The 14,327-nt window shown below is 66.7% G+C and carries 15 protein-coding genes; 7 read left to right on the forward strand and 8 right to left on the reverse strand.

The features are described 5' to 3' along the window. Positions 1-33: 33 nt before the first annotated feature. On the reverse strand, positions 34-1,791 hold the full coding sequence (locus OHB26_RS02390) for an alpha/beta hydrolase (RefSeq protein ID WP_330182595.1): 1,758 nt from the start codon (positions 1,789-1,791) through the stop codon (positions 34-36). Positions 1,792-1,954: 163 nt separating this feature from the next. On the opposite strand from OHB26_RS02390, the gene OHB26_RS02395 reads away from it, so the two are divergent. After that, positions 1,955-2,314: a hypothetical protein gene (locus OHB26_RS02395; protein WP_330182596.1), complete on the forward strand. Its 360-nt coding sequence runs from the start codon at positions 1,955-1,957 to the stop codon at positions 2,312-2,314. Between the two features lie 3 nt (positions 2,315-2,317). On the opposite strand, the gene OHB26_RS02400 is transcribed toward OHB26_RS02395, so the two are convergent. From OHB26_RS02400 to cutA, 3 genes are all read right to left on the reverse strand, one after another. Further along, positions 2,318-3,322: a PHP domain-containing protein gene (locus OHB26_RS02400; protein ID WP_330182597.1), complete on the reverse strand. Its 1,005-nt coding sequence runs from the start codon at positions 3,320-3,322 to the stop codon at positions 2,318-2,320. 177 nt (positions 3,323-3,499) lie between these two features. Next, positions 3,500-3,718: a hypothetical protein gene (locus tag OHB26_RS02405; protein WP_330182598.1), complete on the reverse strand. Its 219-nt coding sequence runs from the start codon at positions 3,716-3,718 to the stop codon at positions 3,500-3,502. A gap of 68 nt (positions 3,719-3,786) precedes the next feature. After that, positions 3,787-4,098 carry a divalent-cation tolerance protein CutA gene (gene cutA, locus OHB26_RS02410; protein WP_330182599.1) on the reverse strand — a complete coding sequence of 104 codons (312 nt, stop codon included), beginning with the start codon at positions 4,096-4,098 and terminating at the stop codon, positions 3,787-3,789. A gap of 282 nt (positions 4,099-4,380) precedes the next feature. On the opposite strand from cutA, the gene OHB26_RS02415 reads away from it, so the two are divergent. After that, a complete protein-coding gene (locus OHB26_RS02415) occupies positions 4,381-4,605 on the forward strand; it encodes a hypothetical protein (RefSeq protein WP_330182600.1) in 225 nt (74 codons plus the stop codon). On the opposite strand, the gene OHB26_RS02420 is transcribed toward OHB26_RS02415, so the two are convergent. Genes OHB26_RS02420 through OHB26_RS02430 form a run of 3 tightly spaced genes read right to left on the reverse strand, consistent with a single transcriptional unit; the run spans position 4,600 to position 6,101 of the window. Beyond that, complete coding sequence (locus OHB26_RS02420) at positions 4,600-5,349, reverse strand: PCRF domain-containing protein (RefSeq protein ID WP_330185468.1); 750 nt, start codon at positions 5,347-5,349, stop codon at positions 4,600-4,602. The genes OHB26_RS02415 and OHB26_RS02420 overlap by 6 nt on opposite strands. Further along, on the reverse strand, positions 5,350-5,508 hold the full coding sequence (locus OHB26_RS02425) for a hypothetical protein (protein WP_330182601.1): 159 nt from the start codon (positions 5,506-5,508) through the stop codon (positions 5,350-5,352). Positions 5,509-5,546: 38 nt separating this feature from the next. Then, the gene (locus OHB26_RS02430) at positions 5,547-6,101 is read right to left on the reverse strand and encodes a TetR/AcrR family transcriptional regulator (RefSeq protein WP_330182602.1); all 555 of its coding nucleotides are present in this window, start codon (positions 6,099-6,101) and stop codon (positions 5,547-5,549) included. 92 nt (positions 6,102-6,193) lie between these two features. On the opposite strand from OHB26_RS02430, the gene OHB26_RS02435 reads away from it, so the two are divergent. After that, complete coding sequence (locus OHB26_RS02435) at positions 6,194-6,805, forward strand: SRPBCC family protein (protein WP_330182603.1); 612 nt, start codon at positions 6,194-6,196, stop codon at positions 6,803-6,805. Between the two features lie 4 nt (positions 6,806-6,809). Here the strand turns inward: OHB26_RS02435 and OHB26_RS02440 are convergent, their stop codons facing one another. Then, positions 6,810-8,318 (reverse strand): FAD-dependent oxidoreductase, encoded by a 1,509-nt coding sequence (locus OHB26_RS02440; RefSeq protein WP_442942979.1) that lies wholly within the window; start codon positions 8,316-8,318, stop codon positions 6,810-6,812. 169 nt (positions 8,319-8,487) lie between these two features. On the opposite strand from OHB26_RS02440, the gene OHB26_RS02445 reads away from it, so the two are divergent. From OHB26_RS02445 to OHB26_RS02460, 4 genes are all read left to right on the forward strand, one after another. After that, complete coding sequence (locus OHB26_RS02445) at positions 8,488-10,881, forward strand: PEP-utilizing enzyme (protein WP_330182604.1); 2,394 nt, start codon at positions 8,488-8,490, stop codon at positions 10,879-10,881. Positions 10,882-11,132: 251 nt separating this feature from the next. After that, entirely contained in the window at positions 11,133-12,074 is a 942-nt protein-coding gene (locus OHB26_RS02450) for a tyrosine-protein phosphatase (protein WP_330182605.1), read from the forward strand. Between the two features lie 115 nt (positions 12,075-12,189). After that, entirely contained in the window at positions 12,190-13,194 is a 1,005-nt protein-coding gene (locus OHB26_RS02455; RefSeq protein ID WP_330182606.1) for a glycoside hydrolase family 172 protein, read from the forward strand. Positions 13,195-13,306: 112 nt separating this feature from the next. After that, positions 13,307-14,314 carry a zinc-dependent alcohol dehydrogenase family protein gene (locus tag OHB26_RS02460; RefSeq protein ID WP_330182607.1) on the forward strand — a complete coding sequence of 336 codons (1,008 nt, stop codon included), beginning with the start codon at positions 13,307-13,309 and terminating at the stop codon, positions 14,312-14,314. The last annotated feature ends 13 nt before the right edge of the window (positions 14,315-14,327 follow it).

Raw genomic sequence — 14,327 nt, forward strand, 5'->3', positions numbered from 1 at the left:
GTAGCTGCCAAAGCCTTGCGCCCGGTCGATCAGCTATTTATGCGCATACTCCCAGGTGATGTTCTCATCGAGGGCTTGACGAATGCGCTCGGTGAGTTCGGGTGTCCAGTCGGCGGGTTGGACGACCTGCGCCCACGCGTCCAGCACCGTGGTGCCGTAGCGGTGGCCGTGACCGGAGGGGACCTTCTGGGCGTGCGCGAGGTCGGCGCTGATCTGCCAGAAGGTGACGATCGGCCACCAGCGAATGGATTGGGAGACATCCGAACCGCGCGGCTCCTTCAGCCAATCCGGTTGGGTGAACAGCAGATCCGGCGACCACCAGACGATGGGGTCCGAGGCGTGCTGGAGATATACGATGCGAGGCGAAAGCCATTGCCGGTCAGGACGTTTCAGGTCGTCCCCGGTAGCGCCGAAGCGCACCGCGAGACCGTCCGCGTAGATGGGCAGGATCTCGGGCGTGCCCGGATCGCGGCGCTCGGTGAACTGCGTCCACAACCGATTCGAATTCGGCGGTCCGACCCACAGCACGCCGTCGACCAGGGTGCGAATGTCATCGAGTCCGGTGAAGGCGGCCTCGGAACCCTGCGAGCCCAGACTCTCGCCGTAGATCAGCAGTTTCGGGCGATGCTCCGGCGGCAGGGTGGCCCAGCGTTCGTGCACGGCGTGCACCACCAGCCGCCCGGCATCGGCGGCCTTCTGCTTATCGGAGAGGAAGGACAGCACGCTCGGCAGATACGAGTACTGGGTCGCCGCGATGGCACTGTCGCCGCCGTACATGAATTCGATGGATTCGGCGGTGGTGGAGTCCACCCAGCCGGTGCCGGTGGTGGTCACCACCACCAGCGCCTGGCGTTCCCACGCATTGGTGCGATCGAGCTCCTTGACCACCAGATCGGCGATATCCTGCTCGGTCTCGGCCGATTCCAATCCGGCGTACACCCGAATCGGTTCGCGCGCGGGCTTTCCCGTCACCTCGGCGATACGCGCGGCGGTCGGCACATACGAGACGAACCAGCGCCCCTCCGAGCCGAGGGTATTCCACGGTGCGAGTGATTGCGGGCTGCCCGAGCGCTCGGGTAGCTGCGGCTGGATCGCCGCGGGTGAGGTATTGCTGTTGCGCACGCTGAAGGCCGAATTCGCCACGGAGAAGAAGGCTTTCGCGAGGACACCCTGGAACAGCAGAACCGAGAGCACCACGATCACCACCACCGCGCCCGGTACCGCGACCGCGCGCGGAATCCGCCAGTCGATATTGAGCACCCGGATCAGCCACCGGAAGAACCAGCGCACCGCGCGATACGCGCCGATCACCAGGGCGACCGTCGCGGCCGCCAGCAGTTCGGTGCGCAGATAACTGGAGGTGGCGGTCGGGGCCATCCCCATCAGCGTCTCCAGATCGCGCTGCCAGCGCGCGGAGCGGGCCAGCACCGCCGCGGCGCCCACCGCCGCGCCGATGATGATCACGATCTTGGTGAGCTGCCGGGCCCGGTCCGAGGGCTGCCACAGCCCTGCCCATCGCGTCACCGAGGCGGGCAGCCGCGGTCGTACCCAGCGCCGGAACGCCCAGTCCAGGACGCAGCCGACGCCGTATCCGATCACCGCGCTGATACCGCTGACCAGGCCCTGGAAGATCCACTCGCGCGGCAGCAGGGACGGCGAGACCGACCAGGCGAAGAAGATCGCGCCGACCACCACGCCGGTGTAGTTGGGCCTGATGGTGTGCTCGATCGTCCGCAACCAGTCCCAGATGCGCGTAGGCAGCGACTCCCCCGGCCGCGACTCGGTAGTCATACCGCGAGTCTTCCCGCCTTCAGCAACCCTTCGGCTAAGCGACACGCGCAGCCTCCCTGTCGATACCCGGGCAGTCACGGCGCGCGGTGCGAGAGTTCCGGCGCGGCCGCTCGGGTCGCGGAATCTACGATTGCGCTACGACGAGTCGGGAGGATTGGCGCGCATGCGAATCGAGGGTGACCGGTCCACCATCCTGGTGCCGTGGGCGGTATCGGCCTGGGGCGGGATCGCCGCCGTGCTGACCGCTCCCATCGCCGCGGCGATCGTCGGGATTCTGCTCCGGTTCCCGATTCCGTTCGGCGACTATGCCAGCGGGCTCGGCGACACCATCAACGCGCTGATGGCGTCGATCTTCTATCTGGTCATGGGGGAAGGCGTGGCGCTGGCCGCGCTCGGCGGCACCGCGGGGTACTTCATCTCGAAAGCCATTGGGCCGTGGCTGATTCGCGGACTGATCTGTGCGGTGGTGGCCGGATTCGGACTGGCGCTGATCGGCGCGCTGCTCATCGCGGCCGTCGGCTAGGGCTCAGGAATCGGTCCAGGTCAGCAGCTTATCGACCGGCCAGGTATTGATGATGCGCGCGACGGGCACGCCATTGTCCAAGGCCCGCTGTGCGCCATAGCCGAGGAAGTCGAGTTGGCCGGGCGCGTGCGCGTCGGTGTCGATGGAGAATTCGCAGCCGATCTCCAGGGCCATGCGCAATAGCCGGGTCGGCGGATCGCGCCGTTCGGGTCTGGAGTTGATCTCCACCGCGGTGCCGTACTCCCGGCAGGCGGTGAACACCTGCTCGGCATCGAAGGCCGACTCGGGCCGGGTACCACGATTACCTTCGACGAGCCTGCCGGTGCAGTGCCCGAGTATGTCGGCCTGACCGCCCGAGACCGCGCGCACCATGCGCCTGGTCATGGCGGCGGACTCCATCTTCAGCTTGGAGTGCACGCTGGCGACCACGATATCGAGCCGCTCGAGCAGCTCCGGTTCCTGATCCAGCGACCCGTCATCGAGTATGTCCACCTCGATTCCGGTGAGAATCCGCATCGGCGCGAACTGCTCCCGCAGCCCGTCGATGACATCCAACTGCTCCCGCAACCGCTCCGCCGACAACCCATTGGCCACCGTCAACCGCGGCGAGTGATCAGTGAGCGCGCAGTATTCATGCCCCAGCGCCCGCGCCGCCGCCATCATCTCCGCGATGGGCGCGACCCCATCCGACCAATTCGAATGCAGATGCAGATCCCCCCGCAGCGCCGCGCGCACCGGTCCGCCACCCAAATCCTTTGCCGCACCTCGTAATTGGACCAGCACATCGGGCTCGCGCCCCGCCAAGGCCTGCGCGATCACTGCCGCCGTCTTGGGCCCCACCCCCGCCAGCGACTGCCACCCGTTCGTCCGCCCCAGCTCCTGCCGCCGCCCCTCGTCCAGCGCCTCCACGACATCGGCGGCCTTCCGATAGGCCATCACCCGCCTGGTGTCCTCGCGGGCACGGTCCTTGTAGTACGCGATCTGACGCAGAGCCACGACAGGATCCATCCCTCCAGTGTGCCCCCACACCCCAAGGCTGGAGGCGAGGGTTACACCCCAGCAGCCGATACCCCGACCCGATGGTCCGCAGCGAAGCAGCCGACGTGGACGCCTACCTCGCCGCGACCCCCTCGCCCGCGCCCCCCCTGCTGACAGCAACCGGTGACGACGGTGCTCGGGGGCCGCCTAAAGCGTGAAAAGGCTTCCCTTGCTCGCCCACAGAACACGACCACGAACGGTGAGTTGCCAACCCCCGGAACGATTCTCGGCCAAACCACGAGCCTCGAGGCGAAGCAGGGTCCGGCGCACCGCATCATCGGTCAGCGTCATCCCGGGGCCGAGCCGCGGCACTGCGACGATCTTCCCGATCTGTTCGACTCCCAGCCCGTCGGCGGTGCTCAGCACACGGGCATCGGCGGCGGGAGTGGCCGAGGCCGGGAATCTCGCGCGCCGGGCCAAAGCCGCGCGTGCGCCTATTCCTTTGCAGCTGTGAACTTTTCGACCCAGTCGGCGTACCGGTCCATGGCCCATTCCACCGGGGAAGCGGTGATTTCGGAGCTACCTGCCCAAGGGTGCAGTTCGAGAATCCGGGCCGCCAGCCTGTCTCGAACGACAGCCGAGGTCTTGAGCGTCACTCGCCATTCCTGCCCCTCGCCCAGCTCGTCGTTGTGCCAAAACACCGACATCGCGGGTCCGGTCACCTCAGCACCAGCGGCAAGCCGTTCCGCGACTACGGTTCGAGCGATCGTCTGCGCATCCTCCTCGGTTGGAGTCGCCGACGTCACTGACCACACCCTCGCGGCTGCCATGGGGCAACACTAGGCGCTACTGAACGCAGACGGCGTTTTCGTCCACTCCCTCGCGCCCCTGGACGCTTGATCACCAGGAACTCACGGAGGGGCATACGGACAAAATCCCGCCACCAGTTCCTGGTGATCGCATGCCTAGGCCTTCCTCATCCTCGGCGGGCTCTTCACCCGCGCGAGATCCGCTGATCCCCGGTATCGTCCACTCCACTTGAACGACAAGGCAATTCATTCCCATGGTGAGTGCGGGAGTCGGAATCGATGATCAACCTGGTGCTGATACTCGCCGTCATGGACATCGCGGCGATGACCGTCCTGATCGTCATCTACTGGATCCCACCCCTGTACCGCCGCCTCAACGATATCCCGCTGATCAAGCGCTATTGGCGCGAGAGTTGGGGCGGGCCGAGAGTTCTCATTCCGCTCCTCGTTCTGGCCGGGATCGCTCTACTCGGGGGCCTGATGCGCCTCGCCAATGCCCTATAACCCGAGCGGGCGGATGTGGTCGGTGGCGGAGTTGGTGCGCAGTCTGCCGTATTGCGCTGTGCGGGCACGGCCTTCGGTGACAGCGGACAGGCGGGCGGATAGCAGTTCCATGGCGCGTTGCCTGCTGGGGGCCCGGGTGTAGGCGCCTTCACTGTCGGCGGTGATGCCGGTGGGGAGGTGGGTCAGGCGGACAGCACCGCGGCTGCCGTTGCCACAGCAACTGCGGCCGTAGTTGTACTGGTCGATGCGGATATCCTTCGGATCGAGGTGGCTTGTTGTCCACCAACGGCATTCGGGGTAGGCGAGGACCTCGGCGGCAACCTTCACGATTCGGCCGGGCGGTCCGTCGAACGAGTAACGACGCGCCTGATGCAAGCCGCTCTCGAACTCAAAGGCGGGCCAGGTGCCGCTGCGGCCGGCGATAGACAGGGTGACGTGCGTCCAGTGGTAGCCGAGGCTCCGGGTCTCGAGGATCTCGGTTCGCCAGCCGCGGGACTCAGCGAAGCGCTCATATATACGAGCCAGATCGGCGGTGAAGTAGCAGGAGTCGATATCGTCTCGAACCGCCGTGATTTCCAGCAGGGCGTTGTCCAGGCCGTTGGTATCCAAGGCCCTCGACAACTCGGTGAGACGGTGTGTCAATTCGACTACCCGACAGTGGAGTTCGGGTAGTTCGGCGCTGAATGACGGGTCTGCGACCGCGAGCTGTTCACCTGCGGTGAGGTCGTCCTGGGCCGCGCGCAGTCAGGTGTATGCGACCGCGACGGGCTCGAGCTGCTCGAAGCGATCGCATACGCGACGCAGCTCGACCGGGTCGACGTAGCGCGACGGGTCGGCTAGGCGGACTTCCAGGGATCGATACTCGGCGAGGAGGTCGCTGAGCTGTGATTCGTTCGAGAACACGGGATTACTCCTTCCGCGCCCGACTATTCCATCGGACGTCACTCGCCCACAAGGGAATTCACTTCGTTGGCGAAGAGGGTGGCGGGGTCGACGCTCATGCCGGTGAAGTGGCCTGCGAGTTCCAGGGAGAGGACGCCGTGTAGGCGGGTCCAGAAGGTCAGTGCTTGGGCGGGGAGCATGACTTCGAGGAGGGCGTGCATGACTTCGTCGGAGATTGCGGTGGTGTCGGCGGGGGCGTGGTAGCCGGGGACGGGGGTGCCGTAGATCAAGAGGTAGCGGTGGGGATCAGCGAGTGCCCAATCGCGCAGGGCGGCGGCTAGTTCGGGGGGTTGAGCTCCGGCGTCTCGGGCTGTGCGGAAGGTGTCGGCCAGAGAGCGGTAGGCGTCTCGGATCAGGTCTGTGATCAGGGCGTCTCGGTTGGCGTAGTAGCGGTAGAGGGCGGGGCCGGACATGCCCAGGTGTTTGGCTATGGCGTTGAGGGAGAGGGCGGAGGCGCCCGCGGTGGCGATCTGGTCGCGGGCGCACTGCTTGATTTCGGCTCGCATTTGTTCGCGGTAGCGCTCGCGGGGGGTCTTCACCTCGGCGTTCGTCATGAGTTAGAGGGTATCACTGTTGCTCTTGCCTATCACCGACAGGAGTTATACCCTCTAACTAACACAATAACCAATTACTTAGGAGCAGGACGATGACCTCCACTCGACTCACCAGTGCCGTGATCGGGATCGCATTGAGCGTCGCAACGCTGGGCGCGACCGCCGCACCGACGCTGGCGGATGGTTCCACCGCCGACAAGACCCCGCTCTCCTGCGAGGGGCAGACCATCAATACGACCGCGCCGATCCACTACCGGACCGAGGCCCTGATCGAAGCGCCGCTGGACAAGATCTGGAATCTGCAGACCGATGTGCAGGGGTGGCCGTCCTGGCAGGAACCCGTCACGAGCATGCAGCGACTGGATTCCGGTCCGCTCCAGGCGAATTCGCAATTCCGGTGGACCACACCGGTTCCCGCCACGGCCACGACGCCAGCGACCACGCTGACCATCACCTCGACGGTGCATCAGGCGCAGCCGCAGCAGTGCTTGCGCTGGAGCGGCCCGGCACTCGGCGATGGCATGAGCATCGACGGCGGCATCCACGTCTGGAACTTCATCCCGGTCCCGGGCGGCACGCTGGTGCGCACCGAGGAGAACTGGAGTGGAGCCCAGGTGGAGGCGGATGTGCCGACCTCCACCCAATACCTCGGCGCCGGACTCGAGGCGTGGCTGGCCAATCTGCGCACCGCCGCCGAGAACTAGTCGCCTATTCCGTGCGGGCGGCAGCCGTTCCGGCGCGGCGGCCGAAGAAGGTGCCGTCACCGAGGGAGGTGCCGGAGATATAGCCGAAGCCGTGCAGGCCGTTGGCGGCGCGACCCGCGGCGAAGAGGCCGGGGATGCGATCGCCGTTGAGGTCCAGGACGTGGCCGTCGAGGTCGGTGTGCAGGCCGCCGAGGGTGAAGACCGAGGCTCCGGTGCCGCGACGATCGCCCGCCTCGGCCGGTGGGCGGATCCCCGCCTTCACATCGATGGCGGCCAGCGGCGGGGTGAGGGGGCGGAGCCAGCGTGCGGCCTTGTGCAGATCGAGATCCGCTCCGCCCATTGCTGATTCGTTGTAGCGGGCAATGGTGGCGGTGAGCGATCCCGTCGGCAGGCCGGTCAATTGCTCCAGCTCTTCGGGGGTTTCGGCGACATGTGTGGGTCGCACGCCCCAGCGCTGGGGTTCGGGGACGTCTTCGAAGCCCTCCTCGTCGACGATGACCCAGACCGCGGTATCGCCCCCGGCCCAGCTGCCGCCCATATTGTTTCGGTACAGCGCGGCCTGACCGATCCGGCCGGGATAGGTGTCCTCGTTGATGAAGCGCTGACCGCGCGCGTTCACGACCATGCCGCGCGCGGCCAGGCCGGGAATCAATGACATGCCCACCTGACCGGAGGACATATGGCGCACGGCCGCGCCCAGCGCCTGTGCCATCCGAATACCGCTGCCGTCATCGGTACCGGCACTGACCTTGGTGTGTCCCAACAGTTCCGGCGCGTGCGCGCTCAGCATGGCGTCATTGTCGACGAAGCCGCCGGTGGTGAGGATGACGCCGCGATGGGCAAGAATGGTGATCTCGGCACCGTATCGCCGCGCGACCACACCCGTGACCACGCCGTCCTCGTCCACGATCAGCGTCACCGCCTGGGTATCGAACAGCGTTGTCGCACCGGCTGATTCGGCAGCGGCCGACAGGCACTCCATGAGCAGCTTCCCGCCGAAGTCATTGGCGGTCGGCCGATGCCCACGCGGTGCCGGATGCGCCGATTCGGTGAAGGGCCAACTGTTCTCGCCCAACCACATGAGCCCGTCATCGGTGGGCGGCACCCAGGTGGGCGCATCCCACATGATCGGCTTGAACGGCACGCCCCGATCCACCAGCCAGTGGAAATGCTCGACACTGCCCGCGCTGTACTCGTCGATCTTGGCGTGATCCGCGCCCGCGCCCATGGCGGCCTTCAGGAACGCGGCCATGGCCTCGGGGGTGTCGTCGTATCCGCAGGCGATCTGAATCGGCGTGCCGCCGCCGAGGTAGATCTCGCCGCCGGACATGGCCGAGGCCCCGCCCGCACCGCCGGAACGGTCGATGATGAGCACCCGCGCCTCGGTGCGCGCGGCCTCGAACGCCGCCGCGGCACCGGCGGCACCGTAGCCGACGACCAGTACATCGGTCTCGAAGTCGTAGTGGCTCACCTCGACGGCCGCCCGGGGCGTCACCGAATTCCGCGCTGTCATGTCCTGCACGGTGCCCTCTCGGGTGCGGTGGACATAGCTCTCCATCTTGCTCACCGACTCTCAGATCCCGTTGACCGGGACTGCGACCAGTAGCGGAGCAGCGCACTGGGGATGGTGTGTGAACGGCGTCACTGTGGTTGGGGGCGTCGCACGAGTTGGAGGAGAGTCAATGCGGATTCTGGTCACCGGAGTCACCGAGCTGAGCGGTCGTTCCGTGGCACGCATGCTGCTGGCGGCCGGGCACGAGGTCGTCGGCCTGGACCGGCAGCGCAACCGTTTGGTGGACCCGCGTGTCGAGGTGATCGTCGGCGATCTGTCCGATAAGCAGATCTGCGCCCGCGCGGTGGCCGGTGCGGATGCCGTCGTGCATCTCGCGGGCCGCGCGGTCGCCGCAATCGCCTCGGCCGCAAAGGATGCCGGTGCGCGTCTGGTGATTCCCGTTGCGGCGGGCTCGGATTCGACCGTCGAGAACACTTTGCGCGGCAGTGGCGTGGATGCGCTGATCGTGCGCACCGCCCTGGTCGCGGGCCGCCGCATGGACGCCGGCAGCTGGCGCGCGCTGGAGAATCTGGCCGGTGCGCGCGGCAATACCGCATTACAGGTGCTGCACTATGACGATCTGGAGCGCTTCCTGGTGCTCGCGGCGCTCTCCCAGCGCGGCGGTACGGTCGGCCTGGCCGCCCCGGGTGAGGTCTCCGGCGATGACGTGCGCGCGGCGCTGAAGGACGCGGGCGTGAAATACGCCGCGTGGCTGCCCCGTTCGGCATCGAACCGCGCGCAGGTCGATACCACCGCCGCCCGCGAGGAGTGGGGTTTCCGCTTCGGCTGGACCGCCCGCGAGACCGTCGCCGATGTGGCGCGCGGCCTGCACGGTCGCAAGGCCGCCGGTTCCGGTATTCGCGATCGCCGGGGCGCGATCCCGCTGCCCTCGCACGTGGTGCCGCAGAACGCGCCCACCTCGGATGGCTATCAGCTCAAAGACTCCGCGCCCCAAGGACTTCAGGGCGAATTCGACGATCTGATGGACGACCGCATCCCGGTCTTCACCGCCACCAATACCTCCGAGGCCCTGCCCGGCCCGCTCACTCCGCTCACCATCGATTTGCAGGCCGGTGCGATCCGCCTGGGCAACGAGGCCATGGGCCATATGATCGCCATCGAGGGAGAAGCGCTGGAGCACTGGGTCTCTCGTGTGACCGGCGTGATGGGCCATCATATGTACATCAACGCCTCCATCGGCGTCTTCTCGGCCGAGAACATGCCCGGCTGGGACGAGGAGAGTGTGCGCCGCGATGTCTACGGCGCGATCGGCGATGTGGAGCTGCATCCGAAGGGTCGCCCCGCCATGGCCTCGGGTTTCGCGGCCAAGCTGGGCACCTTCAAAGCATTGGGCCGGGTCGGCGCGACCGCCATGAGCTTCCGCAAGACCGCGGAGCTGATCAATGCCGCCTCGCATGCGGAAGCTCTTGACCGGGACCGGATTTCGGAGCTCACCGATGAGCAGCTGCATGCCCGCGCGCTGCTGTGGCGGGACCGCCTGAACCAGGCGTGGCAGGCCGCCTCCATCGGCGTCATGATGACGGGCGCCGCCACCGCCGCACACAAGGGCGAGGTGAAGATCAGCCTCGAACGCCTGGAGTCGGCCAAGACCATGCTCGCCGTGGAGCGCCTGGCGGCGCTGTGCCGCAAGGACTCCGGGCTGCAGGCCATCGCAAAGAGCGGTGATGTCGCGGCGGCCCGGGAGAAGTCGCCGGAGTTCGCCAAGGCCCTGGATCAGGAGCTGGCCCGGATCGGCCACCGCGGCCCGGGTGAGTGCGAACTCGTCAACGCCACCTTCGGTGATCGCCCCGAACTGCTGGTGACCGCCGCCGGTCGCGCCGCGGAGATGCCCGCACCGCACCGGGAACCGGTCGCCGAGCCGACCGGCCGCACCGCCAAGATGGCGGTCGGCGCCACCGTCTACCGCGAGCGCGCCCGCGATGCCGTTGTGCGCGTGACCAATTGCCTGCGCCTGGCCACCCAGGAGCGGGCGGCGCGCCTGATCAAGGCGGGCAAGCTCACCGAGATCGAGGATTCGGCCTTCCTGACCCTCGATGAAATCCTCTGGGCCCCCGCCGATCTGAAGGAGCGCGTGGCCCGCCGCCGCGCCGAGCGGATTCGCTTCCAGGGCGTGCGCATGCCCGATGTGATCAACGGCGTCTGGGAGCCGGAGGAGATCTCCGGTGCGCTCCCGGTCGGCGAGACCCTCACCGGTCTGGGCGTGAGCCCCGGCGTGGTCGAGGGCACCGTCAAGCGAATCCTGTCCCTGGACGACGATATCGAGCCCGGCGACATCCTGGTCGCCGCCGTCACCGATACCGGCCACACCGCCATGTTCGGTTACGCGGGCGCGGTGGTGACCGATATCGGCGGCGCCGCTTCCCATGCCGCGATCGTGGCCCGCGAATTCGGCGTGCCCTGCGTGGTGGACACCAAGACCGCCAGCACCAGCCTGAAGGACGGACAGCGGGTGCGGGTGGACGGTGCCGCGGGCACCATCACCCTGCTCGCCGACGCGGAGTGAGCGCACGGCCGGGGAAACACCCGGCCGCAACTCGAATCCCGCAGAGCGGGACTGGAAGTCCGCAGGCCGGCCAGTTCGCCGGGATCTCATCCCCCGTACACCATCCGGCCAAGAATCCACAGGAACCTGCTCTGGCCCGGGCACACCCGGGCGACGTGGGCACGCAGGCCGCCAGGCGAACCACGCCAGCACGCCCATGAACCCGGGCCGGATACCCACTATCCGGCCCGTGATTGAAAGGAATACCGCTAGTGACGATTACGCGCGCAGTACGCGGAACACTGACCGGTGTAGCCGCCGCGCTCATCACCGTCTTCCCGATCGCGATGACCCCCGCGTCCGCCGCCCCGATCGCGATCCTGCATCAGGCTCCGGTCGGTGCGGACTTCAAGCTCCAGGCCGCACCGAACGCCCGTGACATCGGCGGCGTCGGTGCGCAGAACGGAAAGATCAAGTCGGGTCTGGTGTTCCGCACCGACGCGCTGAACCGGCTCACCGATGCCGATCAGTCGACGCTGACCGCCGCGGGCATCACCAAGATCATCGATTTCCGCAGCCCGGCCGAGCGCGCCGCCAGCCCCGACAAGGTGCCGCCGGGGATCTCGACCATGACCCTGCCGATCTACAACCCCGACCAGGATTTCTACGCCTACATCGGCGGACTCATCCAGGCGGGTCCGGACGCCCAGCAGGCGGCGCTCGGCGACGGCAAAGCCGCGCAGTACATGCGCGACTACTACAAGTGGGTCGTCAACGACCCGACCTCCCGCGCGCAGTTCGGCACCGCGCTGAAGGAGATCGCCACCACCTCCGGCGGCGTACTGTTCCACTGCACCGCCGGTAAGGACCGGACCGGCATGATGGCCGCGTTCCTGATGACCATCCTGGGCACCCCGCAGGATCAGATCTTCGGTAACTTCCTGCTCTCCAACGATCGCCTCGCGGGCAGTAACAAGGCCACCCTCGACGCGCTCGTGGCGCAGGGCCTGGTGAAGGACCGTACGCTGCTCGAGCCGGTTCTCGGTGTACAGAAGGACTACCTGGAAGCGGCGTTCTCGCAGGCCGTGGCGTCCTTCGGTTCGGTGAACGACTTCATCTCCAAGGGCCTGGGCATCGATGCGCAGACCTACAAGCTGCTGCAGGACAAGTTGATCGAGAAGGGTGGCGTCTCCACCGGTTCGTTCGGTAGCTGATCCACCTCGAATGCCGACGCCACGTGTGGGATGGCGTCGGCATTCGCATATCCGGGACACTCCCGGGACCGCATGTCCGGGACACCCGGGCATACCGCGTGCGAAAATTCGCACGGTGCAGGAGATCTGGCATCTCGACGGGCGGCGCACCCGCTCGATCAGCGCGGAAAACCCCACCGGTGAGCCCGGTGCGGGTGGGCGGGCCATCTCCGGGACCGGGGCCTACGCGGCCGCCGGACTGGGTCGCGGGTGGAAGGTCTCGCCCTCGGTCGATATCGGGCCCGGGCAGACCGTCACCCTCGCCGATATCACCGGACCCGGCGTGATCCGGCATATCTGGCTCACCACCGATCGCACCCTGCTGCGGCACTTCACCCTTCAGGTCTATTGGGACGGTGCGCTGGAACCGGCCATCGCGGTACCGCTCGGCGATTTCTTCTGCAATGGCTGGGAGCAACTCGCACTGGTCAACTCGCAGATGGTGGTGGTGGCGCCGGCGGGCGGTCTGAACAGCTACTGGCCCATGCCGTTCGGTACGAATGCGCTCATCACCCTGCACAATGGCACCGAACGCACGGCACCGGTGTACTACCAGATCACCTATCTGGAAGAAGAGGTACCACACGAGTCGGGATATCTGCACGCGCGCTGGCGCTGTAGTGATCCTCTGGGTTCACCCGCGGTACATCCACTCGTCGAAGTCATGGGTGGTCCGGGTCGCTATGTCGGCACCTATTTGGCGATCGAACCGCGTGTCCCCGGCTGGTGGGGTGAGGGTGAGCTCAAGTTCTATCTCGATGACGACGGCGAATTCCCGACCATCTGCGGTACCGGTACCGAGGATTATTTCGGCGGCGCTTGGAATTTCGATCTCAATGGCGCGCAGGTGCCCTACTCGACACCGTATCTGGGCCTGGTGCAGGTACAGCCGCGCGATCGCATCTACGAGCCGCAGCAGCGATTCGGCATGTACCGCTGGCACATTCCCGATCCGATCTGTTTCGAGCACAGCCTGCGCGCGACCGTGCAGGCGCTGGGCTGGCGCGAGGACGGGCACTATCTGCCGCTCGAACACGCACATGTGGCGACCACCGCGCTGTGGTATCAATCGGTTGGGTAATGCCCCCGAATCCACTGATGCCGCCCGCAATCAGGACGAAATGAGATCGACGATGTGATTGCTATTGGGTAAAACGCGCCGGGCGGGCGGCGATCGGGTGCATGGTATTTGTATGCGCGCGTTGGTGGTCGAGAAGCCAGGGCAGTTCTCGGTCGAAACGGTGCCGGATCCCGTGCCGTCGGCGGGGGAAGCGGTGGTACGGGTCGATGCGGTCGGGATTTGCGGTACGGATATCCATATCGTCGAGGGTGAATTCCCGCCCACGCCCTATCCGATCATCCCCGGGCACGAATTCGCCGGGGAGATCGTGGCTCTCGGTGCGGGCTCGACCGGCGTGCGCATCGGAGATCGAGTAGCGGTCGATCCGTCACTGTTCTGCGGGAGATGTCATTACTGCGCGATCGGGCGCGGAAATCTCTGCGAGAACTGGGGTGCCATCGGCGATACCGTCGACGGCGCGATGGCCGAGTACGTGAAAGTGCCCACCGCCAACTGTTATCGACTCCCCGGGCATCTCTCGGCCGCGCACGGTGCGCTGGTTGAGCCGCTCTCCTGCGCCGTGCACGGATTCGATGTGCTGCCAAGGCAACTCGGCTCGCACTATCTGATCTACGGTGCGGGCACCATGGGTCTGCTCATGCTGCAATTGGCCATCGCGGCGGGGGCGGCCTCGGTTTCGATGGTGGATACCAATGCCGATCGGCTCGCGGTGGCGCGCACGCTCGGCGCGGACGCGGCCACCGTCTCCGCCGCCGCTATGGATCGGCCGGAGGGCTGGGAGATCGTCATCGATTGCAGCGGAACGATCGCCGCCATCGAGGACGGGCTCGCACGGGTGCGGCGCGGTGGCACGTATCAGCAGTTCGGGGTCGCGGCGGCCGACGCGCGCGCGGTCATCTCCCCGTTCCGCATCTACAACGACGAGATCACCATTGTCGGCTCGATGGCGGTCCTGCACAGTTTCGGGCGAGCCGTGGATCTGCTCGGGGAAGGCGTCATCGACGCCGACACCATGATCACCCACGATTTCGCGCTCGACGAATTCGGTGATGCCCTGCGGACTTTCCGCGCGGGCACCGGCCGCAAAATCCAGCTGCATCCCGGACGGGCGGCACGATAGGGACGGGTGAGGA

Origin of the sequence: Nocardia sp. NBC_01503, assembly GCF_036327755.1 — a bacterium.
In the GTDB taxonomy this organism is placed as follows: domain Bacteria; phylum Actinomycetota; class Actinomycetes; order Mycobacteriales; family Mycobacteriaceae; genus Nocardia.